The sequence below is a fragment of the Pseudomonas sp. NBRC 111131 genome (genome assembly GCF_001320525.1).
In the GTDB taxonomy this organism is placed as follows: domain Bacteria; phylum Pseudomonadota; class Gammaproteobacteria; order Pseudomonadales; family Pseudomonadaceae; genus Aquipseudomonas; species Aquipseudomonas ceruminis.
The window spans coordinates 129153-154931 of the sequence record NZ_BCBH01000008.1 but is presented as its reverse complement, the minus strand read 5'-3'; the positions used below and the strand labels follow the sequence as shown (position 1 = coordinate 154931).

Sequence of the window (25779 nt, the reverse complement as noted above, 5' to 3'; positions counted from 1 at the left end):
CCGGCCCCGCCATGAGCCTGCGCGCCGCGCTGTCGATCCTTGCGCTTTCGCTGCTGGCCGGCTGCGTGTCGGGCGGCGCGAGCGATCCGCTGGCCAGTCGCCAGGGGCGCGTGGAAGCAGGGCGCGCTTATGTGCAACTTGGGCTTGGTTATTTGCAACAAGGTTTGACCGAGCAGGCCAAGGAGCCCCTTGGCAAGGCATTGGCGCTGGACGCCGGTGACGCGGATGCCCACGCGGCGTTGGCCATTGTGTTTCAGGCCGAGGGCGAGCCAGCGCTTGCCGAGGCGCACTTCAGAAAGGCGCTGGCAGCTCGCCCGGGCGACACGCGAATTCGCAACAACTACGGCAGTTTCCTATATGCTCAGCAGCGTTTTGCCGAAGCCGAGCAGATGTTTCGCCTGGCCAGCGCCGATACCCTGTATCCTGAACGTTCGCGGGTGTACGAAAACCTGGGCCTGACGGCCCTGCGGCTCGACAACCGTGGCCAGGCACAGGCGTATCTGACCAAGGCCCTGCAACTCAACCAGCGGCAACCCAGGGCATTGCTGGAAATGGCTGAGTTGTCCTACGAAAACAGGCATTATGTGCCGGCCCGGGACTATTACGATCGTTTCAGCCAGTTGAGCGATCACAGCGCCCGTAGCCTCCTGCTGGGCAGCCGTCTTGCCCGGGTATTCGACGAGCAGGGCACACTGGCCGAGCTGGGCCAGCAATTACAACGACTTTATCCCGGTACGCCGGAATATCAGCAATACCTGTCGGAGCAACGATGAAAGCCGCGCATCCCGAAGTAGCAGCAGCGACTGGCCAGAACCCCGGCGAGCTGTTGCGCCAGGCCCGCGAGAAACGCGAGTGGTCGCAAGCCGAGGTGGCTCGTAAGCTGAACCTCACTGTAAATTCGCTGAACCACGTGGAAACCGGCGCCTTCGACAAGCTGCCAGGGCATACCTTTGCCCGTGGCTATATCCGTGCCTATGCCAAGCTGATGGACATGGACCAGGCGCCGCTGGTCGAGGCTTTCGACCAGTACACCGGCACCCACGCCAAAGGCAGCGAAGTGCATTCACTGGGCCGAATCGAAGAGCCGGTGCGCCTTTCGCACAACATCCTGCGCGGTGTCAGCCTGGTGCTGCTGGTGGCCGTGGTTGGCGGCAGCTTTCTCTGGTGGCAGGATCAGGGCAGCTTGCCAGGCAAGGACCTGGCCAAGATCGCCCTGGAGCACGTCGAGGTCGAAAGCGCCGACGGCACCACCCAGATCCACCCGCTGGACGAGCCTGAGGATCAGGCCGTGACCGCTGGCCAGCAGCCCGAAAGCGCACCGCTGCCGTTGGAGCAGGCCCCCGCCGAGCCGGTCGCCGAGGCCGCCGATCCGGCCGCGCCCGCGCCGGTTTCGCCGGCAGCTGCGCAGCAGGCGCCAGTACAGGCCGCAACACCGGTCACACCCCCTGCAGCACCCACCGCTACCGCAGCACCCGCCGCCAGCGTGCCGGCCATTGCCGCCGCCGAGCCTGTTACCGTACCGGCTGGCAGCGCCAAGGTTGCCATCCAGTTCACCGCCGACTGCTGGACCCAGGTGTCCGATGGCAACGGCAAGGTGCTGTTCAGCGCCATCAAGCGCAAGGGTGACAGCCTGGAACTGACTGGCAAGCCGCCGTTCGCGGTGCGCCTGGGCTTTGCCCGTGGCGCCCAGGTCAGCTACAACGGCCAGGCCGTCGATGTAGCCCCGTTCACCAGTGGCGAAACCGCTCGCCTGAAGTTGGGACAGTAAGTCATGCACGGCGAATCTCCGATCAAACGTCGCGAATCCCGCAAAATCTGGGTCGGCAATGTGCCGGTGGGTGGTGATGCCCCCATCGCGGTGCAGAGCATGACCAACACCGATACCAATGATGTTGCCGCCACCGTCGCGCAAATCCAGCGCCTGGTCGATGCCGGCGTCGACATCGTCCGTGTCTCGGTTCCGGACATGGACGCCGCTGAAGCCTTCGGCAAGATCAAGCAGCTGGTCAGCGTGCCGCTGGTCGCCGATATCCATTTCGACTACAAGATCGCGTTGCGCGTGGCCGAACTGGGTGTCGATTGCCTACGTATCAACCCGGGCAACATCGGCCGTGAAGACCGTGTGCGCGCCGTGGTCGATGCCGCCCGTGACCGGGGCATCCCGATCCGTATCGGTGTCAACGCCGGCTCGCTGGAGAAGGACCTGCAGAAGAAGTACGGCGAACCCACGCCGGCTGCGCTGGTCGAGTCTGCCTTGCGCCATGTCGAGCACCTGGACCGCCTGGACTTCCAGGACTTCAAGGTCAGCGTCAAGGCCTCCGACGTGTTCATGGCCGTCGAAGCCTATCGCCTGCTGGCCAAGCAAATCATCCAGCCGCTGCATCTGGGCATCACCGAAGCCGGTGGCCTGCGCTCGGGGACGGTGAAATCCGCCGTCGGCCTCGGTATGCTGCTGGCCGAAGGCATTGGCGATACCATCCGTATCTCGCTGGCGGCCGACCCGGTCGAGGAAGTGAAGGTCGGCTACGACATCCTCAAGTCGCTGCACCTGCGTTCGCGTGGCATCAACTTCATCGCCTGCCCGAGCTGCTCGCGGCAGAACTTCGATGTGGTCAAGACCATGAACGAGCTGGAAGGGCGCCTGGAAGACCTGCTGGTGCCGCTGGACGTGGCGGTGATCGGTTGTGTGGTCAACGGCCCCGGTGAAGCCAAGGAGTCCCATGTGGGGCTCACCGGCGGTACGCCGAACCTGGTCTACATCGACGGCAAGCCGGCGCAGAAGTTGACCAATGACAACCTGGTCGATGAGCTGGAAAAGCTCATCCGCCAGAAAGCGGCCGAAAAGGTCGAGGCCGACGCGGCGCTGATCGCCCGCGGCTGACACACAGATTCGTAAGGACTTTTCGTGAGCAAATCGCTGCAAGCCATCCGTGGCATGAACGACATCCTGCCAGAGCAGTCGCCGCTGTGGCGCTACTTCGAAGGCACCGTGGCCGGGCTGCTGGACACCTATGGGTACAGCCAGATCCGCACGCCGATCGTCGAGTTCACCGAGCTGTTCAAACGCTCCATCGGTGAAGTCACCGACATCGTCGAAAAAGAGATGTACACCTTCGAGGACCGCAACGGCGATTCGCTCACCCTGCGCCCTGAAGGCACTGCCGCCTGCGTGCGTGCCGTGCTCGAGCATGGCATCACCGGCAACGGCCAGGTGCAGAAGCTCTGGTACATCGGCCAGATGTTCCGCCACGAGCGCCCGCAGAAGGGTCGTTACCGTCAGTTCCACCAGATCGGTGTGGAGGTGTTCAACCTCGACGGTCCGGACATCGATGCCGAGTTGATCATGCTGACCTGGCGCCTGTGGGGCCTGCTGGGCATCCAGGATGCGGTCAAGCTCGAACTGAACAGCCTGGGCACCAGCGAAGCCCGTGCCCGCTACCGTGACGCGCTGGTCGAGTTCCTCTCGGCGCGCCTGGAACAGCTCGACGAAGACAGCCAGCGCCGCCTCAAGAGCAATCCGCTGCGCATCCTCGACAGCAAGGACCAAGGCACCCAGGCGGTGCTGGTCGGTGCGCCGAAGCTGGAAGACTACCTGGACGAAGACTCCCGCGTGCACTTCGAGAGCCTCAAGGCCCGCCTGGACGCTGCCGGTATCCCGTTCGTGATCAACACCAAGCTGGTGCGTGGCCTGGACTACTACAGCAAGACCGTGTTCGAGTGGGTCACCGACAAGCTCGGCGCCCAGGGCACCGTCTGCGCCGGTGGCCGTTACGACGGGCTGGTCGAGCAGATGGGCGGCAAGCCGACGCCGGGGGTAGGCTTTGCCATGGGTATCGAGCGCCTGATCCTGCTGTTGGAGACCCTGGGCAAGGTCCCGGAGTCGATCAACCGTCAGATCGACGTCTATCTGTGCGCCTTCGGCGAGCAGGCAGAGCTGGCCGGCCTGCGCCTGTCCGAGCGCCTGCGTGATCGCCTGCCGGGCCTGCGCCTGGCGGTCAACGCCGGTGGTGGCAGCTTCAAGAGCCAGTTCAAGAAAGCCGACAAGAGCGGCGCGTTGTTCGCCCTGATCCTGGGTGACGACGAGCTGGCCAAGCAAGAGATCGGTCTCAAGCCCCTGCGTGGTCAGGGCGAACAACAGAACATTGCCTGGGATGCTCTGGCTGAGCACCTGGAAACCGCGATCGCACAGGCGTAACGCGGTTCAACAAGCGAATAGGCGAAAAGGAGTATTGGGGTGTCGAGTACCGATGATGATGACCTGGCAGGGGTCAAGGACTGGTGGAACCGCAACGGCAAGCCGCTGTTGACCGGTGCCCTGCTGGCCGGTGTGGTGGTGCTGGGCTGGAATACCTGGCACAAGTACCAGAACAACCAGTCGCAGGGCGCCTCGCAGCTGTACCAGGCCTTGCTGGAAACCAGCCTGACGCCAAGCGGCCAGCCTGACGCGACCAAGGTCGCGGAACTCTCCGGCAAGCTCAAGAGCGAGTTCGGTGGTACCGCCTACGCCCAGTACGGCAGCCTGTTCGTGGCCAAGGTGGCGGTCGAAAGCGGCAAGCTCGACGACGCAGCTGCCGAGCTGAAAGCTGTGCTGGACAAGCCGGCCGACGTGACCCTGGGTGAAATCTCGCGTCAGCGCTTGGCGCGCGTGCTTGCGGCCCAGAACAAGGCCGAGGATGCGCTGAAGCTGCTCGACGGTGATGCCGACAAGGCCTTCCTGGCCAGCCGTGAAGAATTGAAGGGTGACCTGCTGGTGCAGCTGGGTCGCGCCGACGATGCCCACAGCGCATACGAAAAAGCCAAGGCCGCGCTGTCGGATGACGCAGCGGTCGGTGGCCTGCAACTGAAGCTGGATGACCTGGCCAAAGGGGACGCGTGACGTGATCGGTTGGAAACAAGCAGCAGTGCTGACCCTGGCCGTACTGGCCGCAGGTTGCAGCAGCAACAGCAAGAAGGAACTGCCTCCGGCCGAGCTGACCAAGTTCACCGAAGAAGTGGTGCTGAAAAAGCAGTGGAGCCGTTCGATCGGTGACGGCCAGGGCGAGACGTACAACACCCTGGTGCCGGCGATCGAGAACGACCGCATCTACGCCTCCGACGTCAACGGCGAAGTGTTCGCCCTCGACCGCATCAATGGCGACGTGGTGTGGAAGAAGGACCTTGACCTGCCGGTTTCCGGCGCGGTCGGCGTAGGCTACGGCCTGGTCATGCTCGGTACGCTCAAAGGTGAGGTCATTGCCCTTGATTCCAGCACCGGTGAGGAACGCTGGCGTTCCCGCGTGACCAGCGAAGTACTGGCGCCACCTGCCAACAACGGTGACGTTGTGGTGGTCCAGACTCAGGACGACCGCCTGATTGGCCTCGATGCCGCCACCGGCGACCGTCGCTGGATCTACGAGAGCACCCCGGCCGTGCTGACCCTGCGGGGTACTGGTGCGCCGATCGCAACCAACCACTTGGCCGTCGCCGGCCTGTCCACTGGCAAGGTGGTTGCGGTGGACATCAACAACGGCGTGCCCGTATGGGAGAGCCGCGTGGCTATCCCGCAGGGGCGTTCCGAGCTGGACCGTGTGGTCGATATCGACGGCGGCTTGCTGCTGTCCGGTGGTACCCTGTACGTCAGCACCTACCAGGGCCGTGTCGCGGGCCTGGACCTGGAAAGCGGCCGCGTGCTGTGGCAGCGTGATGCTTCCAGCTACGTGGGTGTCGCCCAGGGCTTTGGCAACGTCTATGTCAGCGAAGCTTCGGGCAGTGTCGAGAGCGTCGATGAGCGCTCTTCCAGCGCCCTGTGGACCAACGATTCGATGGCCCGCCGCCAGTTGACGGCGCCCGAGGTGTACTCCAGCTATGTGGCGGTGGGTGACTTCGAGGGTTACCTGCACCTGCTCAGCCAGGTCGATGGCCGTTTCGTCGGCCGTGAGCGTATCGACAGCGATGGCCTGCGCGCCCGGCCCCTGGTGGTCGGCGACACCATCTATGTCTTCGGCAACAGCGGCAAGCTCGAGGCACTGACCATCCGCTGAAGCTATGCTTGAAGCCTTGGCGGGCTTCAGGCCGCGGCACATGATGTGCCGCACGAACTCCGGCCGCTGCCTTGCAGCGGCCTTTGCATTTTCAAGAATTCAAGAGTGGAGAGCCGCATGGTTCCCGTAATCGCCCTGGTGGGACGGCCGAACGTCGGCAAATCCACCATGTTCAATCGCCTGACCAAAACCCGCGATGCCATCGTTGGTGACTTGTCGGGCCTGACCCGTGACCGCCAGTATGGTGATGCCAGCTGGCAGGGTCGCTCCTTCATCCTGATCGACACCGGTGGTATCACCGGTGACGAAGTGGGCATGGACGAGAAGATGGCCGAGCAGTCGCTGATGGCCATCGAAGAAGCCGACTATGTGCTGTTCCTGGTCGACGCGCGCGCTGGCATGACCGCCGCCGACCAGATGATTGCCGAGCACCTGCGCAAGCGCAACAAAGAAGCGATTCTGGTCGCCAACAAGATCGACAACATCGATGCCGACGTGGCCCGGGCCGAGTTCTCGCCGCTGGGCATGGGCAACGCTATTCCGGTGGCGGGCTCCCAAGGCCGTGGCATCAACGCGCTGATGGAAACCGTGCTCGGTCATATCCCGCGTGACGCCGAGGAAGAGGCTCTCGACCAGGAAGTTGCCGAAGGCGAGGAAGCGGTACGCATCCCGGGCCCGAGCGAGAAGGACGGCATCAAGATCGCCATCATCGGCCGCCCCAACGTGGGCAAGTCGACCCTGGTCAACCGCATGCTCGGCGAGGAGCGCGTGGTGGTCTACGACCAGCCGGGCACTACCCGTGACAGTATCTACATCCCGTTCGAGCGCGATGGCGAGAAGTACACCTTCATCGACACCGCTGGGGTGCGCAAGCGCGGCAAGATCCATGAAGAAGTCGAAAAGTTCTCCGTGGTGAAGACCCTGCAGGCGATCAAGGACGCCAACGTGGTGATCTTTGTCATGGATGCCCGCGAAGGGGTGGTCGACCACGACCTCAACCTGCTGGGCTTCGCCCTCGAAGCCGGCCGCGCCATCGTCATTGCCCTGAACAAGTGGGATGGCATGGAGCCAGGTGAGCGCGACTACGTGAAGACCGAGCTGGAGCGCCGGCTGTTCTTCGTCGACTTCGCCGACATTCACTTCATTTCGGCCCTGCACGGTACTGGCGTTGGCCACCTGTACAAGTCGGTACAGGCTGCGTTCAAATCGGCGGTCACCCGCTGGCCGACCAGCCGTCTGACCCAGATCCTCGAAGATGCGGTCAGCGAGCACCAGCCGCCGCTGGTCAATGGCCGCCGCATCAAGCTGCGCTATGCCCACCTCGGTGGGGCCAACCCGCCGCTGATCGTGATCCACGGCAACCAGACCGAGAAGATCCCCAAGTCGTACTCCCGATACCTGGAAAACACCTACCGCCGGGTGCTCAAGCTGGTCGGTACGCCGATCCGCATCGAGTACAAAGGCGGTGAGAACCCGTACGAGGGCAAGAAAAACACCCTCACCGACCGCCAGGTCAACAAGAAGCGCCGCTTGATGTCGCACCACAAGAAGGCCGAGAAGAAGCGCCGCGACAAGCGCTGACAGGTGCCAGGCTACACGCTGCAAGCTGCAAGAAAGCGCGGACACTGATACGTGCCGCTTTTTCTTGTGGCTTGGAACTTGTAGCTTATAGCTCTCAGTCCCCCAGGAAAGAGGGCTTCATGATTCGCAGCAAACTGCCGAATGTCGGCACGACCATCTTCACCACCATGTCCCAGCTCGCCGTGCAGACCGGTGCGCTCAATCTCTCCCAGGGGTTTCCCGACTTCAATGGCCCGCAGGCACTGCTCGACGCGGTCGGTCGCCACGTCGCCGCCGGGCACAATCAGTACGCGCCGATGACCGGCCTGCCGGCCCTGCGCCAGCAGGTGGCAGCAAAGGTCGAGCGCCTGTATGGGGCCAAGGTCGATGCCGACCACGAGGTCACCATCACCCCAGGCGCCACCGAGGCTATCTTCTGCGCCATTCAGGCGGTGATCCAGGCGGGTGACGAGGTGATCGTCTTCGACCCTTGCTACGACAGCTATGAACCGTCCGTAGAACTCGCCGGCGGCCGTTGCGTGCATGTGCAGCTCAGTGACGGCGATTTTCGTATCGACTGGCAGGCGTTCAGCGATGCCTTGAGCCCACGCACACGCATGGTGATCCTCAATTCGCCCCATAACCCCAGTGGCGCGCTGATCACCCGGGAGGACCTGGACCAATTGGCGCGTTTGATCGCCGAGCGCGATATCTACCTGGTCAGCGACGAGGTATACGAGCACCTGGTTTACGATGGCGTACACCACGCCAGTGTGCTGGCCCATGCCGAGCTCTACAGCCGTGCTTTTGTGGTCAGCTCGTTCGGCAAGACCTACCACGTGACAGGCTGGAAAACCGGATACGTGATTGCGCCCCCGGCCTTGAGCGCCGAGCTGCGCAAGGTACACCAGTACGTCAATTTCTGCGGTGTGACGCCCTTGCAGTGTGCGCTGGCCGATTTCATGGCTGAGCACCCGCAGCATCTCGATGAACTGCCGGGCTTCTACCAGGCCAAGCGCGACCTGTTCTGTGACCTGCTTGAGGGGTCGCGTTTCAGTTTCCGGCGTACGGCCGGCACCTATTTCCAACTGGTGGACTATTCACAGATCCGTCCGGACCTGAACGATGTCGACATGGCCCTGTGGCTCACCCGTGAGCATGGCGTGGCGACCATTCCAGTGTCGGTGTTCTACCAGCAACCCATCCCCGAGCAACGCCTGGTTCGCCTGTGTTTTGCCAAACGTGAGGAGACGCTGCGTCAGGCAGCGGAAAAACTATGCGCGATCTGAGTGTACTGCCCAACCTGAACATTGCCCTGGTACAGACCACCCTGGCCTGGCATGACCGCGAGGCCAACTACGCACACTTCGAGGTGTTGCTGGACCAGGCAGGTGACGTTGACCTGGTGATCCTGCCGGAGATGTTCACCACTGGTTTTTCCATGGAGTCGCAGGCCCTGGCCGAGCCCGAGAATGGCCCGACCTACAAATGGCTCAAGGCCCAGGCCAAGCGCATCGATGCGGTGGTCACTGGCAGCGTGATCATCCAGGCCGCCGACGGCAGTCATCGCAACCGCCTGCTGTGGGCGCGGCCGGACGGTGAAATCCTGTTCTACGACAAACGCCACCTGTTCCGCATGGCAGGGGAGCACAAGCACTACACCCCAGGTGAGCGCCAGGTACAGTTCGAGATCAAGGGCTGGCGGGTGCGCCCACTGATTTGCTACGACCTGCGCTTCCCGGTGTGGAGCCGTGATGCCCAAGACACCGACCTGCTGTTGTACACCGCCAACTGGCCGGCTGCACGGCGCCAGCACTGGAACCGCTTGCTGCCGGCACGGGGCATCGAGAACCTGTGCTACGTGGCAGCGGTGAACCGGGTGGGTACCGACGGCAAGGGCTTCGCCTATTCCGGCGACAGCCAGGTGCTCGACTTCCAGGGTGAGAGCCTGCTGAGCGCAGGCGAAGCGGACGGGGTGTTCACGGCGGTGTTGAGTGCGGCGGAGCTGGCGGCCTACCGCACGCGCTTTCCGGCCAACCTGGATGCCGATACCTTCGAGCTTCACTGAGCCTGTATTGGCCCCGTCGCCGGGTTGTCGGCGATGGGGCCAATACGGACTACATCAGTGGCTGATCAGTAGACATCCCGACGATATCGCCCATCTTCGATCAACTGCTCGACCACTTCTTCGCCAAGAATCCCCTTGAGCGCCGCATCTACCCCCGCGGCCATCCCTTGCAGGCTGCCGCAGACATATACACAAGCCCCGTCCGCCACCCAGCGCTTGAACGCCTCGGCCTGCTGCAGCAACACATCCTGTACGTACACCTTCTCGGCCTGATCCCGCGAAAACGCCAGGTCCAGCCGCGCCAGATCGCCGTTCTCCAACCAGGCGTGCAGCTCTTGGCCACACAACAGGTCGTGCGCCCGGTTGCGTTCACCGAACAGTAACCAGTTGCGCTGCTCGCCAGCGTTTACCCGCGCCCGCAGCAAGCTGCGCAGGCCCGCCAGGCCAGTGCCGTTGCCAATCAGTACCATCGGCGCCGCGCTATCGGGCAGATGGAAGCTGCTGTTGCGGCGCAGCCGCAGGCTCAGGGTGCCATGGAGCGGCAGGTGCTCGGTCAGCCAGCCCGAGCCTAAGCCCAGGCTACCGTCGGGGTGGCGCTCCTGGCGCACGATCAGCTCCAGCACACCGTCGCTGGCGATCGAAGCGATGGAGTACTCGCGGCTGCCGATCGGCACCAGCGCATCGACCAGCGCCTGCGGCTGCAAGCCGATCAGGTGATCACGGCGGCTCGGCAGTTGGCGTGCCGACAGGGCCTGGCCGAGGGTTTCATTCAGGCCATCGAGCTGCACGGTCGCGTTGGCATCCAGTGCCATACCACTGAGGAATGCATCGACCCGCGCACGGCCATTGAGCGGCAGGATCTCCACCAGGTCACCGGCTTCCCAGCTGACGGGCGCCTCGGCGCGCAGGCCGATCAAGTAGACCGGTTGGCCTTGGCTGCCTGGGTTGAGCAACTCGCGCTTGATCAGGCTCCAGTTGCCGAAGCTTGGCGGTTGCCATGCAGCCACTGGCTGGGCACCGGTTATTTGCGCCAGGGCCTGCTGCCATTGCTGCAAGGCTGCCTGGTCGGCGTTGTCCACTTCCACCGGGCTGAACGCACTGCTGGCGCCGCGCTCAGCCAGCCATGCCTGCAGGCGCCGGGCAAAGCCGCAGAAGTGCGGGTACTGGCGGTCGCCGAGCGCGAGCAGGGCGTAACTGAGGTTATTCAGCGCCCAGGGTTGGCCGAGGACCTTGCGTTCGAAGGCGCGAGCGCTGTCGGGCGCTTCGCCGTCGCCAAAGGTGCTGACCACAAACAGTGCGCGGTGGGCCTGGCGCAAATCGCCCTCGCTCAGTTCGGACAGCGCCCGCACCTGCACTGGCAGGCCGGCAGCCTGCAATTGCCCAGCGCTTTGCCAGGCCAACTGCTCGGCAAAGCCACTCTGGCTGGCGAAGCCGATCAGCCAGCTGTCGGCACTGGCTGTTGCGCTGTCGACAGTGCCACGGGCTGCGCGTACTTGGCGCTTTTTGCGACGGCGGTCGAGGTAGAGCAACCAGCCGGTGACGAAAAACAGCGGCATGGTCAGGCTGGCAATCGTGACGATGATGCGCCCCGGCAGGCCGAAGTATTCGCCCACGTGCAAGGCGTAAACGCTTTGCAGCAACTGCGCCTTGAAAGATTTGTCAGTGTAACGGTCGTGGTTCTTCACCTGACCGGTGGCCGGGTCCAGGGTCAGGGTATTGAAGGCGCGTGGGTGCGCGGCGCTGTCGAGCAGGTAGAAGAGGGTTGCCGGCTGGCCACCGACCGGCGGCAGGCGCAGGTTGTAGGCCGCCAGGCCCGGCCCTGCGGCGTCCTTGAGGTTGGCCCAGATCGCGTCATAGTCCACCACGAGGGGGGGCGCGTTCTTGTCGACCTTCTGCGGCCCGTGGCGTCCACGGCCTTCTCCGCGTTTTTGCTGCTGACCTGCGGCTGGCGCGTCGGCCAGCAGCCTGTTCAGGCCTTCGCGGTACCACTCATAAGACCAGAACAGGCCAGTGAGCGCGAACAAGAGGTAGAACAGCAGGCACCAGGTACCGGCCACCGCGTGCAGGTCCCAATTGAAGGCGCGACCTTGCTTGGCCCAATCGAAGGTCAGCCAGGCCCGCCAGTTCAGGGCCTTGCGCGGCCAGCGCAGGTACAAGCCTGAGAGGCAGAAGAAGATCAGCATCAGGGTGCACGCGCCGGTGATCTGCCGGCCGGTGTCGCCCATGGCCAGAAAGCGGTGCAGTTGCAGCATCAGGTCGAAGAAGCCCTGGCCGGCGACTGCTTCCTTGAGCGCGCCGGTATAAGGGTCTGCATAGCGCAGGGCGCCGCGCCGCTCGCCTGGGGCAGGGGTGAAGAAGATGCGTGCGGCATTGCCCTCGCGGGTGTCGACCCACAGCATCGATACCTTGTCGCCCTGCTCGGCCTCGACTCGGCGGACCAACTCGGCGGGGGGCAGTACGCCTTCGGCGCGCACTTCGACCTTCAGCACATCGGCATTGAATGCGCGCAGCAGTTCTTCCTGGAATGACCAGATGGCCCCGGTAATCCCCATCAAGGCCAGCACCAGGCCGGCGGTGATGCCAAAGAACCAGTGCAATTGGAACAGTGTCTTTTTCACCACATCGATCACCTTGTGTTGCTGCCGCTGACTGCGCGGCATGCATTATGCCTTGATACGCAAAAGCCCCGCTCATTGAACGGGGCAGGGGTGGGCTGCCTTTAGTGATGCATGTGCTTGCTCCGCGAAAGGCCGCTACAGGAGCCGCCTTTCTACTAGCGGATCAACCCAATCCCGACATCAGAAGTGCACGCTGGTGGTCAACAGTGCAGTCCGGCCCGCCGCCTGGTTGGCGAAGTGGGTGGAGAATGCCTTGTCGTAGTACACCTCGTTGGTGAGGTTCTGCACGTTCAACTGTAGGTCGACGTTCTTGGTCAGCTTGTAGGCAGCCATGGCGTCGTAGCGCACGTAGCTGTCGACCATGGTGGTGTTGGCCACGCTGCCGTATACATCATCCACGTAGAACGCACCGCCTCCGACGGTCAGCTTTGGCGTGATCGAGTAGGTCGTCCACAGGCTGGCGCTGTTGTTCGGGGTGTTCGGCAACTGGTTGCCGTCGTTGGCCTTGCCCAGCGGGCCGCCGTCGATCTGGCGGGCTTGCATGTAGGTGTAGCCGGCGAATACCTGCCACTTGTCGGTAAGCTTGCCGCTGGCCGACAGTTCGATGCCCTGGACGCGGGTTTCGCCGACGTTCTCGTAGCTGGTGGTGTCCACCTGCACGCGGGCGTTTTCTTTCTCGGTGCGGAACAACGCAGCGGTCAGGGACAGGCGCTGGTCGAGCAGGTCCCATTTGGTGCCGATTTCGTAGTTGGTGGTTTCTTCCGGCTCCATGTCGCTGCTCAGCAGGTTGCCGGTGCGGTCGGTGGTATTGCCCAGCGGGTTGCCTTCCATGCCTTCACCCAGCAGGGCACCTGGTGGCGTTGCGGAGGTTGCGTAGGAGACATAGATGCTGCCGTTTTCAGCGGGCTTCCACACCAGGCCCAGCTGGCCCGTGACGAACTCGCTGGTGTCGCGGCTCTTGGACGCAACGCCCTTGCTGTTCACTACAGTGGCGCCGGAGGCATCGTAGGTACGGTATTGGGTATCGAAGTGATCGTAGCGCAGGCCCATGTTCAGCAACCACTCAGGCGACAACTCGAGGGTGTCGAACACGTAGAGGGCGCGGGTATTGCTCTTGGTGTCGGTGCCGGCGTAGTTGCGCGAGATGGCGCCGTTCCACGGATCGTCCGGGTTAGGGTTGCTCAGCGAGGTGCAGTTGTAGTCGCTGTTCGCGCCGATCAGGCTCGGAGTGCACGTGGTGGGCGACGAGCCCTTGGTGTTGGTATCAACGTTGTACGAGGAGCGCTCGCTCTCTTCGCGGCTCAGTTCGATACCGGTGGAGAAGCTGTTCTTCAGGCCACCGAGGTAGAACTCGCCGAACAGGTCGGTCTGGTTGGTGGTCGTGGCGGTGTTGCCCACACGGGTGTTGGCCCGGCGCCAGACGCTGCCGTTGTTGACGTTGCCCTTGCTATCGTCAGGCTGGGTAAGGATGTAGTCCTGCATGCTGTTACCGTGACGCAGGGTGTTCTTGATGGTCAGCGAGTCAGTCAGGTCATGCTCGATGCCGAAGGTGGCGATGTCCACACGGGACTTGCGGAAGTCGCGACCGGTCAGGCCATAGAAGTTGTCGTGGTCGCCACCGGCATAGGGCTTGCTCGGGTCTGCCGAGGTACGGGCGCCGCTGCCACCGGTTGGAATGGTGTACGGGATGCCCGAATCGGGCAGGTCGTCGCTTTCCAGGTGGTAGTAGTCAAGGTTGACGCGGGTGGGTGTGCCCAGGCCAAAGGCCAGGGACGGGGCGATGCCCCAGCGGTCGTAGTTGACCTTGTCACGACCGGCGACGTTGCTCTCGTGGGTCATCAGGTTGAGACGACCGGCAACGGTATCGCTGAACTGGTAGTTGCCATCGAAGGTGTAGCGCTGGGTCTGGTCGCTGCCCCAGGTCCAGGCACCATCGAGCGAGTTGCCCAGGTGCGCACGTTTGCTCACCAGGTTGATGGTGCCGCCGGCGGCACCGCGGCCACCGATGGCCGAGTTCGGGCCTTTGGCCACTTCCACCGATTCGATGGCGAAGATCTCGCGCGTCTGCGCGCCGGTATCACGCACGCCGTCCAGGTAGGTGTCGCCCTGGGCGTCGAAGCCGCGGATGAACGGGCGATCGCCTTGCGGGTTGCCACCTTCGCCGGCACCGAAGGTAATGCCAGGCACCGTGCGCAGGGCGTCCTGCAGGCTCAGGGCGTTGGTGTCCTTGATCACCTGTTGGGGGATCACGGTGACCGAGCGCGGTGTATCCACCAGTGGCGCGGTGTACTTCTGCGAGGAGGCCTTCTCGACCTTGTAATCGGTGCTGGCCTGTTCGGCTTTGCCATTGACGCTGGTGGCGTCGAGGGTAATAGCACTATTGGCAGCTGGATCGGCCGCATACGCGGACGAAGCGCTGAGGGCGACGCCGATGGCCGACACGATCAGGCGTGGTGAGCTCACTGCAGATGGTACGTGACGCATTGTTGTAGACCTTCCCCAAGGTGTGAAGGCCGCGGAGCATAATGTAAGCGATTGTAACTAACAATTGAGACTCGTTACCATTCGCTAGGAATTTACAATCTTTACACCTTCGCTTTACGGTTTACTCAGGCTGAAACGTCTAAGGCGTCGAAAGGGCTTGTGCGGCGTAAAAGGGAATCAATATCATTGGCGCCTTTACACTTTTCTACGGTGCTGCTGCCATGCTGCTTCATATCCCCGGCCTTTTCGATGCCGACGAGCTCGCCCGCATCCACGAGGCGCTGGAGCAGGCCGACTGGGCTGATGGCAAGGTCACGGCTGGGTATCAATCGGCCAAGGCCAAGCACAACCTGCAACTGCCAGAAGGGCATCGGCTGGCCAAGGAAATCGGCAGCGCGCTGATCGAGCGCCTGTGGAAGAACCCACGCTTCATGTCGGCGGCGCTGCCCCACAAGGTGTTCCCGCCGTTGATCAATTGCTATCGCGACGGTGGCAACTTCGGCTTTCACATCGACAACGCCCTGCGCCAACCCAAAGGCAGCCCGGAGCGGGTGCGTACCGATCTGTCTTCGACACTGTTTCTCAGCGACCCCGATAGCTATGACGGTGGCGAGTTGGTGATTCAGGACACCTACGGCATTCAGCAGGTCAAGCTGGCGGCGGGCGACCTGGTGTTGTACCCCGGCACCAGCTTGCACAAGGTCAACCCGGTGACCCGGGGCGCGCGTTATGCCGCATTCTTCTGGACCCAGAGCCTGGTGCGCGAAGACAGCCAGCGGGCGCTGCTATTCGAGATGGACAATGCCATCCAGCAACTGACTGCCGATGTGCCGGAACACCCTTCGCTATTGCAACTGACCGGCACCTACCACAACTTGCTGCGCCGCTGGGCTGAGGTCTAAACGGTGTCCTACCAGCTGCGTCGTGAGGAAGTGGTGGATGTTGCGGGCCTGCAGGCCATGCTCGAAGAGAGCCCCGGCAAAGCCGCCCAGGCGATCCTGGCCGCGGCGGGGCAGGGCGCGGTCGAGGCACAGTTGCTGCTGGGGCAGATCCTGCTCGATGGCCGGGGCATCGAACAAGACGCGCGGGTGGCCCGCCGCTGGTTTGCCATTGCGGCGGGCGGTGGCAGCGCCATGGCCTGCAACATGCTGGGGCGCTGCCTGGAGCATGGGTGGGGCGGGGAAGCGGACCTGCCCGGTGCGGCGCAGCACTACCAGCGGGCTGCCATCGCCGGCCTGGATTGGGGGATGTACAACCTCGGCAATCTACTGGCCACCGGGCGCGGTGTGGAGATGGACCAGGCATTGGCACTGGCCTGCTACGAGCGGGCAGCGCACTTGGGGCATGCCAAGTCGATGAACCTTTACGGGCGGTACCTTGAGCAAGGCATCGCGACTGCAGCCAGCCCGGCACGGGCAGTGCGCTGGTATCGGCGCTCGGCCGAGGCCGGGGATTTTCGTGGGATGTTCAGCCTGGCGTTGGTGCTGGTCGAGCGCGGTCAACTGGCCGAGGCGGGGCCTTGGCTGGAGCGGGCCAGGGTTGAGGGGAATGTGAACTTCCTGCGCAGTGCGCTGGCGACCCTGTCCAGAGGAGGAGCATTCCTGGCGGGGTATGCGCCAGGGTATGCGCAGGAGATCGAGCAGCGCGACCTCTGAGGCAGCGACCACATGAAACGGGGCCTTGCGGCCCCGTTCTGTCTTACAGGTAGTACGCCTTCAGCGGCGGGAAGCCGTTGAATTCCACCGCGCTGTAGCTGGTGGTGTAGGCACCGGTCGACAGCCAGTACAGGCGGTCACCGATGGCCAGGTTCAGCGGCAGGCCGTACTTGTAGTTCTCGTACATGATGTCGGCGCTGTCGCAGGTCGGGCCGGCGATGACCACTTCTTCGGCCTCGCCTTTCTTTTCCGTCCAGATCGGGAACTTGATGGCTTCGTCCATGGTTTCGATCAGGCCGGAGAACTTACCCACGTCGGTGTAGATCCAGCGCTCCACGGCGGTACGCGACTTGCGCGCCACCAGTACCACTTCGCTGACCAGGATACCGGCGTTGGCAATCAGCGAGCGGCCCGGCTCGAGGATGATTTCCGGCAGGTCGTCACCGAAGTCTTCCTTCAGGAAGCGGATGATCTCTTCGGCGTAGGTTTCCAGGCTATTGGTACGGGTGATGTAGTTGGCCGGGAAGCCGCCACCCATGTTGATCAGCTTCAATTCGATGCCGTCTTCTTCCTTCAGGCGCTCGAAGATCACTTTGACCTTGGCAATGGCGGCGTCCCAGACGCTGATGTCGCGCTGTTGGGAACCCACGTGGAAGGAAATGCCGTACGGCACCAGGCCCAGGTCGCGAGCGAGGATCAGCAAGTCCATGGCCATGTCGGTCTGGCAGCCGAACTTGCGCGACAGCGGCCAGTCGGCGGTGGTCGAGCCTTCGGTGAGAATACGTACGTAGACCTTGGAACCCGGTGCAGCCTTGGCGATGTTGCGCAGGTCGGCTTCCGAGTCGGTGGCATACAGGCGCACGCCCTTCTCGTAGAAGTAGCGGATGTCCTTGGACTTCTTGATGGTGTTGCCGTAGCTGATGCGATCGGCGGTGACGCCGCGGCCCAGTACCTTGTCCAGCTCGTAGATCGAGGCGATGTCGAAGCTCGAACCTTTCTCTTTGAGCAGGTCGATGATCTCGACCGCAGGGTTGGCCTTGACCGCGTAATAGACCTTGGCGAACTCGAACCCGGCGCGCAGGTCGTCATAGGCCTGGCTGATCATCTGGGTGTCGATGAGTACGAACGGGGTTTCCTGCTTGTCGGCAAACGCCTTCATTTTCTGGAAAGTGTCACGTGCGAAATAGTCTTCGACTTGGATCGACATGCTCAGGGACTCCATGGGCAAACTGAAAAGATAAGTGGCTGCAAACTGAACGTCCTCCGTATCCCCACTTTGGTTCGCCTACTCAGTACTTGAGCCGGATGGATCGTTTCCAGCATGGACGTTCGGCGCGCACTTTAGGGCGAGAAGAAAGCAAGATCAACAGGCAATCCGGGCCTGTTCGTCGCGGATCGACGCTCCCTCAGTTGAATAGACGACTCATGTGAACGGCAGATGTTCCGCAGAGGGTGGCGAGCGTAAAAAATTGTGGAATAGAGCTTATTGGCCACTGTGTGGGTGATCCCTTTTCCACTGGGCTTACGCGGTTGCAGACGGCCCGAGCACCCCCCTGGAGAAGCCCATGGTGTTCATATTTATGGCCACGGTTTCCTGGCACTGGCGTGCATGAATCAGCCATAAATTTTTTGTTACCGACTGGCGGATTTGCTGTGTTTGATGAGAAACATTACTATTCGCAGCCTTATCTGCCTCCCTGACGAACCTGACCGTGTCCGGACACAAAGGCTTTCTCGACCATTACCATGAGCTGATCGGCACCTGGACGCGCAAGTTGCGCAGTCGTCAGCAGGCCGAGGACCTTACCCACGATGCTTTTGTGCGCGTGTTGGAAAACCCGCGCGAACAGGTCGAGCAGCCACGCGCCTACCTTCACCAGACGGCACGCAACATCGCCGTGGACGGTTTTCGCCGCGAGGACCGTCGCCACGCCCTCGAGCTGGAAGCGTTCGATGAGGGCGGGGCTGGCAGCGGCGACCCCGAAGCCTACGTTCATGCCCTGGAGCTGGCAGACTGTGTCGAACGGGCGCTGGCCGAGTTGCCGCTCAACTGCCGGCAGGTGTTCGTCTGGCAGAAGCTCGAGGGCCTGACCCAGGCCGAGATCGCAGAGCGCATGGGTTTGACCAAGAACATGGTCGAAAAGTATATGATCCGCACGCTCCGACATCTGCGTGAGCACCTGGATGTGTCGGCAAGATGAGTCAGGAGACCTTTTCCATGAAACAGCACGGTGCTGATACCGTCCGTGAGCAGGCGGCCCAATGGTTCGCCCGCATGCAGGATGCGCCTCGGGACGCCGGGCTGCAGGCGCAATTGTGCGCCTGGCAGGATGCCGACCCGCGGCATCGCGAAGAGTACGAGCAGCTCGCCCGGCTTTGGCGCGCCGCTGAGCTTGTCCCGCGTCAGCGGCTTGAAGCCTTGTGCCGGCCGACGCCGGTACAGCAACTGCCGCGCCGGCGCTTGCTGCGCCTGGCAATGGCCGCTGCGGTGGCAGCGGTGGCCCTGGGGGTGGGCTGGAGTGGTTGGCAGTACCAGCGCCTGAACCATCAGGACACCCTGCAGACCGCCTTCGGTGAGCGCCGCCAGGTGGAGCTGCCCGATGGCTCGCACCTAGCCCTCAATGGCAGTACCCAGCTGCAGGTCGACTTCAGCGCCGGGCGTCGGCACATTCAACTGCAGGCCGGCGAGGTGATGTTCATCGTCGCCCACGACAGCAGCCGGCCGTTCGTGGTGGATACCGCTCAAGGCAGCGTGACCGTAACCGGTACCCGGTTCGACGTGCGGCTGGACCCGGCTGCCACGCGGGTGGCGGTCGAGCAGGGTTCGGTACGCGTGCAGGGCACGCAGGCCTCGCTGGCGCAGCTGACCGCTGGCCAGGGTTCGCATATAGATGCACACGGCAAGGTGGCTGCACCCTACGCGGTCAATGCCGCTGCAGTGACCGCCTGGCGCCACGGCAAACTGGTGTTCGACAACGCCACCCTGGCCGACGTGGTTGCCGAAGCCTCGCGTTATCGCACCCAGCCACTGCGCGTGGCGCCTGGCAAAGTGGCGCAGATGCGGCTGTCGAGCACCTTCAGTACCGACGACACCGGCGCCTTGCTGCGCGCGTTGCCGAGCATCCTGCCGGTGGCCATCAAGACCCATGAAGACGGCTCTCGCGAAATAATTGCGAAATAGATTCAGGTTTTTTTCCGCTCGTTCGTCTTCCTCGCCAGCTGCAACTGCCACGCATTTCCATTTGCATGCAGTTGGCGTTTATCCCGCACTTCAGGATGTCTCGACGACGTGAACAACAACAAGCCTTTCCCACGCTTCCGCGCCCTGGCGCTGGCCCTTGCGGTCAGCGCCGTTGCCATGAACAGCCAGGCCGAGCAGGCCCCGGCCGCAATCCAGATTCAGGCACAACCCCTGGCCTCGGCGCTGAGCCAGCTGGGCCAGCAGACCAGCCTGCAACTGTTCTTCAGCCCTGAGCTGGTCGCGGGCAAGCAGGCGCCGGCGGTGTCTGGCAACCTGTCGCCGGTGCAGGCCTTGCAACAGTTGCTGCAAGGCAGCGGGCTGACCTTCGAGATGTCCCAGGACACCGTGGTGGTCAAACCTGTACAGAACACGGTGGACCTGGGCAGTGGCAGCCTGGAGCTGGCGCCCACCGACATCAAGGTGGTGGGTGACTGGCTGGGCGATGCCGACCAGGCGGTGGTGCAGAACCACCCCGGTGCGCGTACGGTGGTGCGTCGAGAGGCGATGGTCGAGCAGGGCGCCATGAGTGTGCGTGACGTGCTGCGCGGCATCCCTGGTGTGCAGGTGCAGGACTCCAACGGTACCGGTGGCAGCGACCTGTCGCTGAACGTGGGCGTTCGCGGCCTGACTTCGCGTCTGTCGCCACGCTCGACCGTGCTGATCGATGGCGTCCCAGCGGCCTTCGCGCCCTATGGCCAGCCGCAACTGTCGATGGCGCCGATCTCCTCTGGCAACCTCGATAGCATCGACGTGGTACGGGGTGCAGGCTCGGTACGTTATGGGCCGCAGAACGTCGGCGGGGTCATCAACTTCGTCACCCGGGCGATCCCGCAAAAAGCCTCGGCGGAGCTTTCCACCACCCTGGAAACGTCGCAGCACGGCGGCTGGAAGCACACCGAATCGGCCTTTGCCGGCGGTACTGCTGACAACGGCATGGGCGTGGCTTTGCTGTACACCGGTGTGAACGGCAACGGCTACCGTGAAAGCAACAACAGCAACGACATCGACGACGTGCTCCTCAAGACCCACTGGGCGCCGACCGACGTCGATGAGTTCTGGCTCAACTTCCATTACTACGATGGCCGAGCCGACATGCCGGGCGGCCTGACCCAGGCACAGTACGACAGCAACCCGTGGCAGTCGCTGCGTGACTATGACTACTTCGCCGGCCGGCGCAAGGATGTGTCGTTCAAATGGCAGCGCCAGCTGGACGAAGCCACCCAGTTCGAAGTGTTGACCTACTACACCGACAGTTTCCGCGGCAGCGCCATCGCCGCGCGTGACCTGAAAACCCTGTCGTCGTACCCGCGCAACTACCACACCTTCGCCATCGAGCCACGTGTGTCGCGGATCTTCTTCGCCGGCCCGACCACCCAGGAAGTCAGCGTGGGTTATCGCTACCTGAAGGAGGCCATGCGCGAGCAGGCGACCCGCCTGGCACTGATCGACAACGTGCCAACCGTCACCCCGACCTCCGATGGCCATGTGTATCAGGACCGCAGCGGTGGCACTGAAGCCAGTGCCTACTACATCGATGACAAGATCGATATCGGCAACTGGACTATCACCCCGGGCATCCGCTTCGAGCACATCAACACCGACTGGCGCGACCGGCCGGTGCTGGACACCAACAACCGCCCGGTACCGGAGAAGAACCGCAGCATCACCAGCAACGAGCCCCTGCCGGCGCTGAGCGTGATGTATCACCTCTCCGATGCGTGGAAAGTGTTCGCCAACTACGAGACGTCGTTCGGCAGCCTGCAGTACTTCCAGCTGGGCCAGGGTGGTACCGGCAACAGCACGGCCAATGGCCTGGAGCCGGAAAAGGCCAAGACCTACGAAATCGGTACGCGCTATGACAACGGCGGTTTCGCGGGCGAGCTGACGGCGTTCTACATCGACTTCGATGACGAACTGCAATACATCAGCAACGATATCGGCTGGACCAACTTGGGTGCCACCAAGCACCAGGGTATCGAAGCGTCGGCACGGTATGACCTGGACGCCCTGGACCCACGGCTTGTGGGCCTGTCGGTCACCGGTGGTTACACCTACACCCGCGCGACCTACGAAGGGGAAATCCCTGGCTTCAAGGGCCGTGACCTGCCGTTCTACTCGCGCCAGGTGGCCACTGCCGGCTTGCGTTACGAGATCAACCGCTGGACCTGGAACCTGGACGCCTACGCCCAATCCAAGCAGCGCGCGCCGGGTACTGGGATCAATGGCAACGGTAGCTTCAATGGCGATTACATCACCAAGCCGAGCGCCGATGGGCAGTATGGCGACATCCCGGGCTACGTGACCTGGCATGTCCGTGGAGGCTATGACTTCGGGCCGCAGGCGTCGAACCTGAAGCTGGCGGCAGGGGTGAAGAACCTGTTCGACAAGCAGTACTTCACCCGCTCCAGCGACAACAACGCCGGCATCTATGTGGGTGAGCCACGGACCTTCTATGTGCAGGCCAGCGTAGGGTTCTGATAGCTGCGCTGCCCCCGATCGCCGGCAGGTCGGTTTGCTGGCGATCGGGGCGCAACGCGCCCCGTGGCGATTACGAAACCACCGCCTCGGCCGGCGAGACGATGCTGGTCTTCGCCCCGCGCGATCTCCCCGAACTCAGGTAAGCCGCGATCGACTCCTGGGTCACCTCGCCCAGGAACACCTGCTCGGCGTCCAGCACCGGCAACCACGCCCGGTTGAACTCGTACATCCGCGACAACAGAATGCGCAAGTGCTCATCGTGCGACGCCGTGGCATTGAACTGGCGCAGGAAGTCGCCGCAGGTGCCTTGCTGGCGGTGCATGTCACGCCGGCGCACATAGCCCAGGGCCTTGTTCTGCTCATCGGTGACCACCACGTAGCGGCGATCATGTTCGTCCAGCAGTTCCAGCGCATCGTTCACCGGCGTCTGCGGGCTGACCGAAGGCGCGTTGTCCGCTGCATCTTCGGCACGTACCAGCAGCAGGCGTTTCAACGTACTGTCCTGGCCGACGAAGTTGCTGACGAAATCATCCACCGGGTGCGCCAGCAGGGTGTCCGGGTGGTCCAGCTGCAACAGCTTGCCCGCGCGGAAAATGGCAATCTTGTCGCCAAGCTTGATCGCTTCGTCGATGTCGTGGCTGACCATGATCACGGTCTTGTTCAACGCCCGTTGCATCTCGAAAAATTCGTTCTGGATCATCTCGCGGTTGATCGGGTCGACCGCGCCGAACGGCTCATCCATCAGTAGCACCGGTGCGTCGGCCGCCAGCGCGCGAATCACGCCGATACGCTGCTGCTGGCCGCCGGACAGTTCCCGTGGGTAACGCTGCAGGTACTGCTTGGGCTCGAGCTTGATCATGCTCATCAACTCGCGGGCGCGGTCATGGCAGCGCTGCTTGTCCCAGCCGAGCAGGCGTGGAACCACGGTGATGTTTTCCTCGATGGTCATGTTCGGGAACAGGCCGATCTGCTGGATCACATAACCGATGTGGCGGCGCAGGGTCACTTCGTCCAGCCCGCTGGTGTCCTCACCATTGATGAACACCTGGCCGGAGGTAGGGGTGATCAGGCGGTTGATCATTTTCAGCGTGGTGCTCTTGCCGCAGCCCGACGGGCCGAGGAACACGCAGATCTCACCTTCGTTGACAGTGAGGCTTACCGCGTCGACGGCTTTGACGTCCTTGCCGTTGACGTTGAAGGTTTTGCTGAGGTTCTTGAGTTCGATCATGAGCGCAGTCCTTCTGGAGTCAGGGCACGTTGCAGGGTTTGCAGGAGCAGATCGGCGATGATCGCCAGCAGGCTGACCAGTACGGCGCCGACCAGCAGCATCGACATGTCGCTGCGGCTGATGGAGGTCAGGATGAGTACGCCCAGACCACCGGCACCGATGGTGGCGGCGATGGTCATCACGCCGATGTTCATCACCACGGCGGTGCGCACGCCAGCGAGGATCACCGGCACGGCGATGGGCAATTCGACCATGCGCAGGCGCTGGCCGAACGTCATGCCGATGCCGCGTGCGGCCTCACGGATGCCGGGCTCGACATTGGTCAGGGCGAGGTAGGTGTTGCGCAGGATCGGCAGCAGCGAATACAGGAACACCGCCGTGATCGCTGGCAGTGGCCCAAGCCCCTGGCCGAACTTGGAGTAGAACGGCAGCAGCAGGCCGAACAGGGCGATCGACGGGATGGTCAGCAGTACGGTGGCACTGGCCTGCAGCGGGCCGGCGACGGCGGGGAAGCGGGTCATGAGGATGCCCAGCGGTACGCCGACGATGATCGCCAGGCCGACGGCAACGCCGACCAGCATGATGTGTTGCCAGGTCAGTTGCAGCACCTGTGCCCAATCGAGATGGGCGAACGTGTCGAGCAGGCTCATGGCTGTACCTCCTTGAGGGGATGCTCGCGCAGGAACGCGGCGGCGACGGCGGTCGGGTTCTGGTGTTCGACATCGACCTTGGCGTTGAGCTGGCGCATGGTCTCGTCGTCGAGTTGCTCGGCCAGGGGCTTGAGCAGGCCGACCAGTTGCGGGTGGGCGTCGAGCACAGCCTTGCGTACCACTGGTGCGGCGGTGTAGTCCGGGAAGTAGTGCTTGTCGTCTTCCAGTAGCTTGAGGTTGAACGCGCTCAGGCGGCCGTCGGTGGTGTAGACCAGGCCGGCGAACACCTGGTTGTTGTGCATGGCGGTGTAGACCAGGCCCGCGTCCATCTGGCGGATGTTGGCGCGGCCGACCTGCAGGTCGTACATGTCCTTCAGGCCTACCAGGCCGTCCGGGCGGTTGGCGAACTCGGTGTCCAGGGCCACCAGGTGGTTACGCTGGTGCTCGTCGCGCAGCACCTGGTTGAGGTCGCTGATCGAGTTGACCTGTGGGTAGGCTTGGGCAACCTGCTTGGGCAGGCCCAGGGCGTAGGTATTGCTGAATTTCGACGGTGTCAGCCAGATCAGGCCTTTCTTCTCATCCAGTGCCTTGACCTTGGCATAGGTGGCCTCGGCGCTGGGCATGCGTTCGTCGATGTGGTTATAGGACACGAGCGACACGCCGGTGTATTCCCACATCAGGTCTAGCTGGCCGGTTTCCTGAGCCTGGCGGGCGATGCTGCTGCCAAGGCCGGCGGTCACGCGCACGTCAAAGCCGTTGGCGCGCAGGTACTGCGCAGTGATTTCGGCCAGCACGGTCTGTTCGGTGAACACCCGCGCGCCGATGCGGATCAGCGGTTTGTCCGCCGCCTGGGCAAAGCCTGTAAACAGCAGGGCCGCGCCCAGCAGCAAGGCGATTCTCTTCTTCATACGTTCCCTCTTGTTATTGGGCCAGGCCACGTTCCAGCCAGCGCTTGCTGGAGAAACTCACCAACGCGTCGAGCAGCAGGGCCAGGAGCGCGGTGCACGCGGCACCCAGCAACAGCTGTGGCTGGTTGTTCAGGGCGATGCCGGGGAAGATCAGGCTGCCCAGGCTGTTGGCACCGATCAGGAACGCCAGCGGCGCAGTGCCGACGTTCAGCGCCAGCGCCACGCGCACACCGCCGACAATGATCGGCACGGCATTGGGCAGTTCCACCTGCCACAGTTGCTGACGTGGGGTCATGCCGATGCCGGTGGCGGCTTCCTTGAGCGAGGCGGGGACGTTTTTCAGGCCCTCGTAGGTATTGCGCACGATGGGCAGGAGCGAGGCGAGGAACAGCGCGAAGATCGCAGGACCGGCGCCGATGCCCAGGATACTCAGGGCGATGGCCAGAACGGCCAGAGGGGGGATGGTGTTGCCAACGTTGAAGAACTGCATGAAGCGCTCGGCTTTGTCGACCCGGTGCGGTCGACTCAAGGCAATGCCAGCGGGGATGCCCACGGCCAACGCCGCCGCCATCGAAGCCAGCACCAGAACCAGGTGCGCTTGCAGGTAGAACCCAAGATCGTCGCGGTAGCGCGCGATCGTGTCGATGCCGATCCAGTGGACCAGCAGGGCCAGGATGACGAGCACGGCGGCCCATCCCAACAGCCCTTTTCCGTAGCGTTTAGCCACAGGCGGACTCCTTGTGTAGTCGGCGAGCACACTTCTTGTTAGCCGGCCATACCTGGCGGCGCTGGGTGTGTTCGCGAGTAGCAGCGTGATGCAAACCGAAGGCTGCGATCAGGCCATGAGCCGAACCCCGTCGGGCCCGAAA

21 protein-coding genes are annotated in these 25779 nt (G+C 63.1%); 14 read left to right on the top strand and 7 right to left on the bottom strand.

Features of this window, described 5'->3' with window-relative positions; genetic code table 11:
- The first annotated feature begins 11 nt into the window (after positions 1–11).
- The 9 genes from pilW to APH34_RS10420 all read left to right on the top strand — a co-directional run bounded on the left by pilW (position 12) and on the right by APH34_RS10420 (position 9648).
- On the top strand, positions 12–773 hold the full coding sequence (pilW, locus tag APH34_RS10460) for a type IV pilus biogenesis/stability protein PilW (protein ID WP_054901093.1): 762 nt from the start codon (positions 12–14) through the stop codon (positions 771–773).
- Positions 770–1768: a RodZ domain-containing protein gene (locus APH34_RS10455; protein ID WP_054901092.1), complete on the top strand. Its 999-nt coding sequence runs from the start codon at positions 770–772 to the stop codon at positions 1766–1768. Before pilW ends, APH34_RS10455 begins: the two co-directional genes overlap by 4 nt.
- 3 nt (positions 1769–1771) lie before the next feature.
- Positions 1772–2881 (top strand): flavodoxin-dependent (E)-4-hydroxy-3-methylbut-2-enyl-diphosphate synthase, encoded by a 1110-nt coding sequence (ispG, locus tag APH34_RS10450; RefSeq protein WP_054901091.1) that lies wholly within the window; start codon positions 1772–1774, stop codon positions 2879–2881.
- 24 nt (positions 2882–2905) lie between these two features.
- Complete coding sequence (gene hisS / locus APH34_RS10445) at positions 2906–4195, top strand: histidine--tRNA ligase (RefSeq protein WP_054901090.1); 1290 nt, start codon at positions 2906–2908, stop codon at positions 4193–4195.
- Between the two features lie 39 nt (positions 4196–4234).
- Entirely contained in the window at positions 4235–4876 is a 642-nt protein-coding gene (locus APH34_RS10440; RefSeq protein WP_054901089.1) for a tetratricopeptide repeat protein, read from the top strand.
- 1 nt (position 4877) lies between these two features.
- Positions 4878–6020: an outer membrane protein assembly factor BamB gene (gene bamB, locus APH34_RS10435; RefSeq protein ID WP_054901132.1), complete on the top strand. Its 1143-nt coding sequence runs from the start codon at positions 4878–4880 to the stop codon at positions 6018–6020.
- Positions 6021–6137: 117 nt separating this feature from the next.
- Positions 6138–7601: a ribosome biogenesis GTPase Der gene (gene der, locus APH34_RS10430; RefSeq protein WP_054901088.1), complete on the top strand. Its 1464-nt coding sequence runs from the start codon at positions 6138–6140 to the stop codon at positions 7599–7601.
- 119 nt (positions 7602–7720) lie between these two features.
- Positions 7721–8869 (top strand): pyridoxal phosphate-dependent aminotransferase, encoded by a 1149-nt coding sequence (locus APH34_RS10425; RefSeq protein WP_054901087.1) that lies wholly within the window; start codon positions 7721–7723, stop codon positions 8867–8869.
- Positions 8857–9648 (top strand): amidohydrolase, encoded by a 792-nt coding sequence (locus tag APH34_RS10420; protein WP_054901086.1) that lies wholly within the window; start codon positions 8857–8859, stop codon positions 9646–9648. The genes APH34_RS10425 and APH34_RS10420 overlap by 13 nt, the downstream gene beginning before the upstream one ends.
- Positions 9649–9713: 65 nt before the next feature.
- Here APH34_RS10420 and APH34_RS10415 read toward each other — a convergent pair whose 3' ends face one another.
- Together APH34_RS10415 and APH34_RS10410 are read right to left on the bottom strand one after the other, a co-directional pair.
- Positions 9714–12269, bottom strand: a complete 2556-nt coding sequence (locus tag APH34_RS10415) for a sulfite reductase flavoprotein subunit alpha (RefSeq protein WP_054901131.1) — start codon at positions 12267–12269, stop codon at positions 9714–9716.
- Between the two features lie 177 nt (positions 12270–12446).
- Entirely contained in the window at positions 12447–14750 is a 2304-nt protein-coding gene (locus APH34_RS10410; RefSeq protein ID WP_054901085.1) for a TonB-dependent siderophore receptor, read from the bottom strand.
- A 221-nt stretch (positions 14751–14971) separates the two neighbouring features.
- On the opposite strand from APH34_RS10410, the gene APH34_RS10405 reads away from it, so the two are divergent.
- Together APH34_RS10405 and APH34_RS10400 are read left to right on the top strand one after the other, a co-directional pair.
- On the top strand, positions 14972–15652 hold the full coding sequence (locus APH34_RS10405; protein WP_054901084.1) for a Fe2+-dependent dioxygenase: 681 nt from the start codon (positions 14972–14974) through the stop codon (positions 15650–15652).
- A gap of 3 nt (positions 15653–15655) precedes the next feature.
- The gene (locus APH34_RS10400) at positions 15656–16405 is read left to right on the top strand and encodes a tetratricopeptide repeat protein (RefSeq protein ID WP_054901083.1); all 750 of its coding nucleotides are present in this window, start codon (positions 15656–15658) and stop codon (positions 16403–16405) included.
- 43 nt (positions 16406–16448) lie between these two features.
- Here APH34_RS10400 and APH34_RS10395 read toward each other — a convergent pair whose 3' ends face one another.
- Positions 16449–17612: a type III PLP-dependent enzyme gene (locus APH34_RS10395; protein ID WP_054901082.1), complete on the bottom strand. Its 1164-nt coding sequence runs from the start codon at positions 17610–17612 to the stop codon at positions 16449–16451.
- A gap of 505 nt (positions 17613–18117) precedes the next feature.
- On the opposite strand from APH34_RS10395, the gene APH34_RS10390 reads away from it, so the two are divergent.
- The 3 genes from APH34_RS10390 to APH34_RS10380 all read left to right on the top strand — a co-directional run bounded on the left by APH34_RS10390 (position 18118) and on the right by APH34_RS10380 (position 22124).
- Positions 18118–18606: an RNA polymerase sigma factor gene (locus APH34_RS10390; RefSeq protein WP_054901081.1), complete on the top strand. Its 489-nt coding sequence runs from the start codon at positions 18118–18120 to the stop codon at positions 18604–18606.
- A gap of 17 nt (positions 18607–18623) precedes the next feature.
- Positions 18624–19586: a FecR family protein gene (locus APH34_RS10385; protein WP_054901080.1), complete on the top strand. Its 963-nt coding sequence runs from the start codon at positions 18624–18626 to the stop codon at positions 19584–19586.
- 108 nt (positions 19587–19694) lie between these two features.
- A complete protein-coding gene (locus tag APH34_RS10380; RefSeq protein ID WP_054901079.1) occupies positions 19695–22124 on the top strand; it encodes a TonB-dependent receptor in 2430 nt (809 codons plus the stop codon).
- 70 nt (positions 22125–22194) lie between these two features.
- On the opposite strand, the gene APH34_RS10375 is transcribed toward APH34_RS10380, so the two are convergent.
- Genes APH34_RS10375 through APH34_RS10360 form a run of 4 tightly spaced genes read right to left on the bottom strand, consistent with a single transcriptional unit; the run spans position 22195 to position 25637 of the window.
- Positions 22195–23352 carry a betaine/proline/choline family ABC transporter ATP-binding protein gene (locus tag APH34_RS10375; protein WP_054901078.1) on the bottom strand — a complete coding sequence of 386 codons (1158 nt, stop codon included), beginning with the start codon at positions 23350–23352 and terminating at the stop codon, positions 22195–22197.
- A complete protein-coding gene (locus APH34_RS10370) occupies positions 23349–24002 on the bottom strand; it encodes an ABC transporter permease (protein ID WP_054901077.1) in 654 nt (217 codons plus the stop codon). The genes APH34_RS10375 and APH34_RS10370 overlap by 4 nt, the downstream gene beginning before the upstream one ends.
- On the bottom strand, positions 23999–24910 hold the full coding sequence (locus APH34_RS10365) for a glycine betaine ABC transporter substrate-binding protein (RefSeq protein WP_054901076.1): 912 nt from the start codon (positions 24908–24910) through the stop codon (positions 23999–24001). The genes APH34_RS10370 and APH34_RS10365 overlap by 4 nt, the downstream gene beginning before the upstream one ends.
- 13 nt (positions 24911–24923) lie before the next feature.
- Positions 24924–25637 carry an ABC transporter permease gene (locus APH34_RS10360; RefSeq protein ID WP_054901075.1) on the bottom strand — a complete coding sequence of 238 codons (714 nt, stop codon included), beginning with the start codon at positions 25635–25637 and terminating at the stop codon, positions 24924–24926.
- Positions 25638–25779: the final 142 nt, after the last annotated feature.

Bases quoted from the DNA above. Each gene is read 5' to 3' on its own strand.
- APH34_RS10385 (WP_054901080.1), top strand. From the start codon at position 18,624: ATGAAACAGCACGGTGCTGATACCGTCCGTGAGCAGGCGGCCCAATGG.
- der (WP_054901088.1), top strand. From the start codon at position 6,138: ATGGTTCCCGTAATCGCCCTGGTGGGACGGCCGAACGTCGGCAAATCC.
- APH34_RS10365 (WP_054901076.1), bottom strand. From the start codon at position 24,910: ATGAAGAAGAGAATCGCCTTGCTGCTGGGCGCGGCCCTGCTGTTTACA.
- APH34_RS10405 (WP_054901084.1), top strand. From the start codon at position 14,972: ATGCTGCTTCATATCCCCGGCCTTTTCGATGCCGACGAGCTCGCCCGC.
- APH34_RS10410 (WP_054901085.1), bottom strand. From the start codon at position 14,750: ATGCGTCACGTACCATCTGCAGTGAGCTCACCACGCCTGATCGTGTCG.
- APH34_RS10370 (WP_054901077.1), bottom strand. From the start codon at position 24,002: ATGAGCCTGCTCGACACGTTCGCCCATCTCGATTGGGCACAGGTGCTG.
- APH34_RS10425 (WP_054901087.1), top strand. From the start codon at position 7,721: ATGATTCGCAGCAAACTGCCGAATGTCGGCACGACCATCTTCACCACC.
- ispG (WP_054901091.1), top strand. From the start codon at position 1,772: ATGCACGGCGAATCTCCGATCAAACGTCGCGAATCCCGCAAAATCTGG.
- pilW (WP_054901093.1), top strand. From the start codon at position 12: ATGAGCCTGCGCGCCGCGCTGTCGATCCTTGCGCTTTCGCTGCTGGCC.
- APH34_RS10420 (WP_054901086.1), top strand. From the start codon at position 8,857: ATGCGCGATCTGAGTGTACTGCCCAACCTGAACATTGCCCTGGTACAG.
- APH34_RS10395 (WP_054901082.1), bottom strand. From the start codon at position 17,612: ATGTCGATCCAAGTCGAAGACTATTTCGCACGTGACACTTTCCAGAAA.
- APH34_RS10375 (WP_054901078.1), bottom strand. From the start codon at position 23,352: ATGATCGAACTCAAGAACCTCAGCAAAACCTTCAACGTCAACGGCAAG.
- APH34_RS10455 (WP_054901092.1), top strand. From the start codon at position 770: ATGAAAGCCGCGCATCCCGAAGTAGCAGCAGCGACTGGCCAGAACCCC.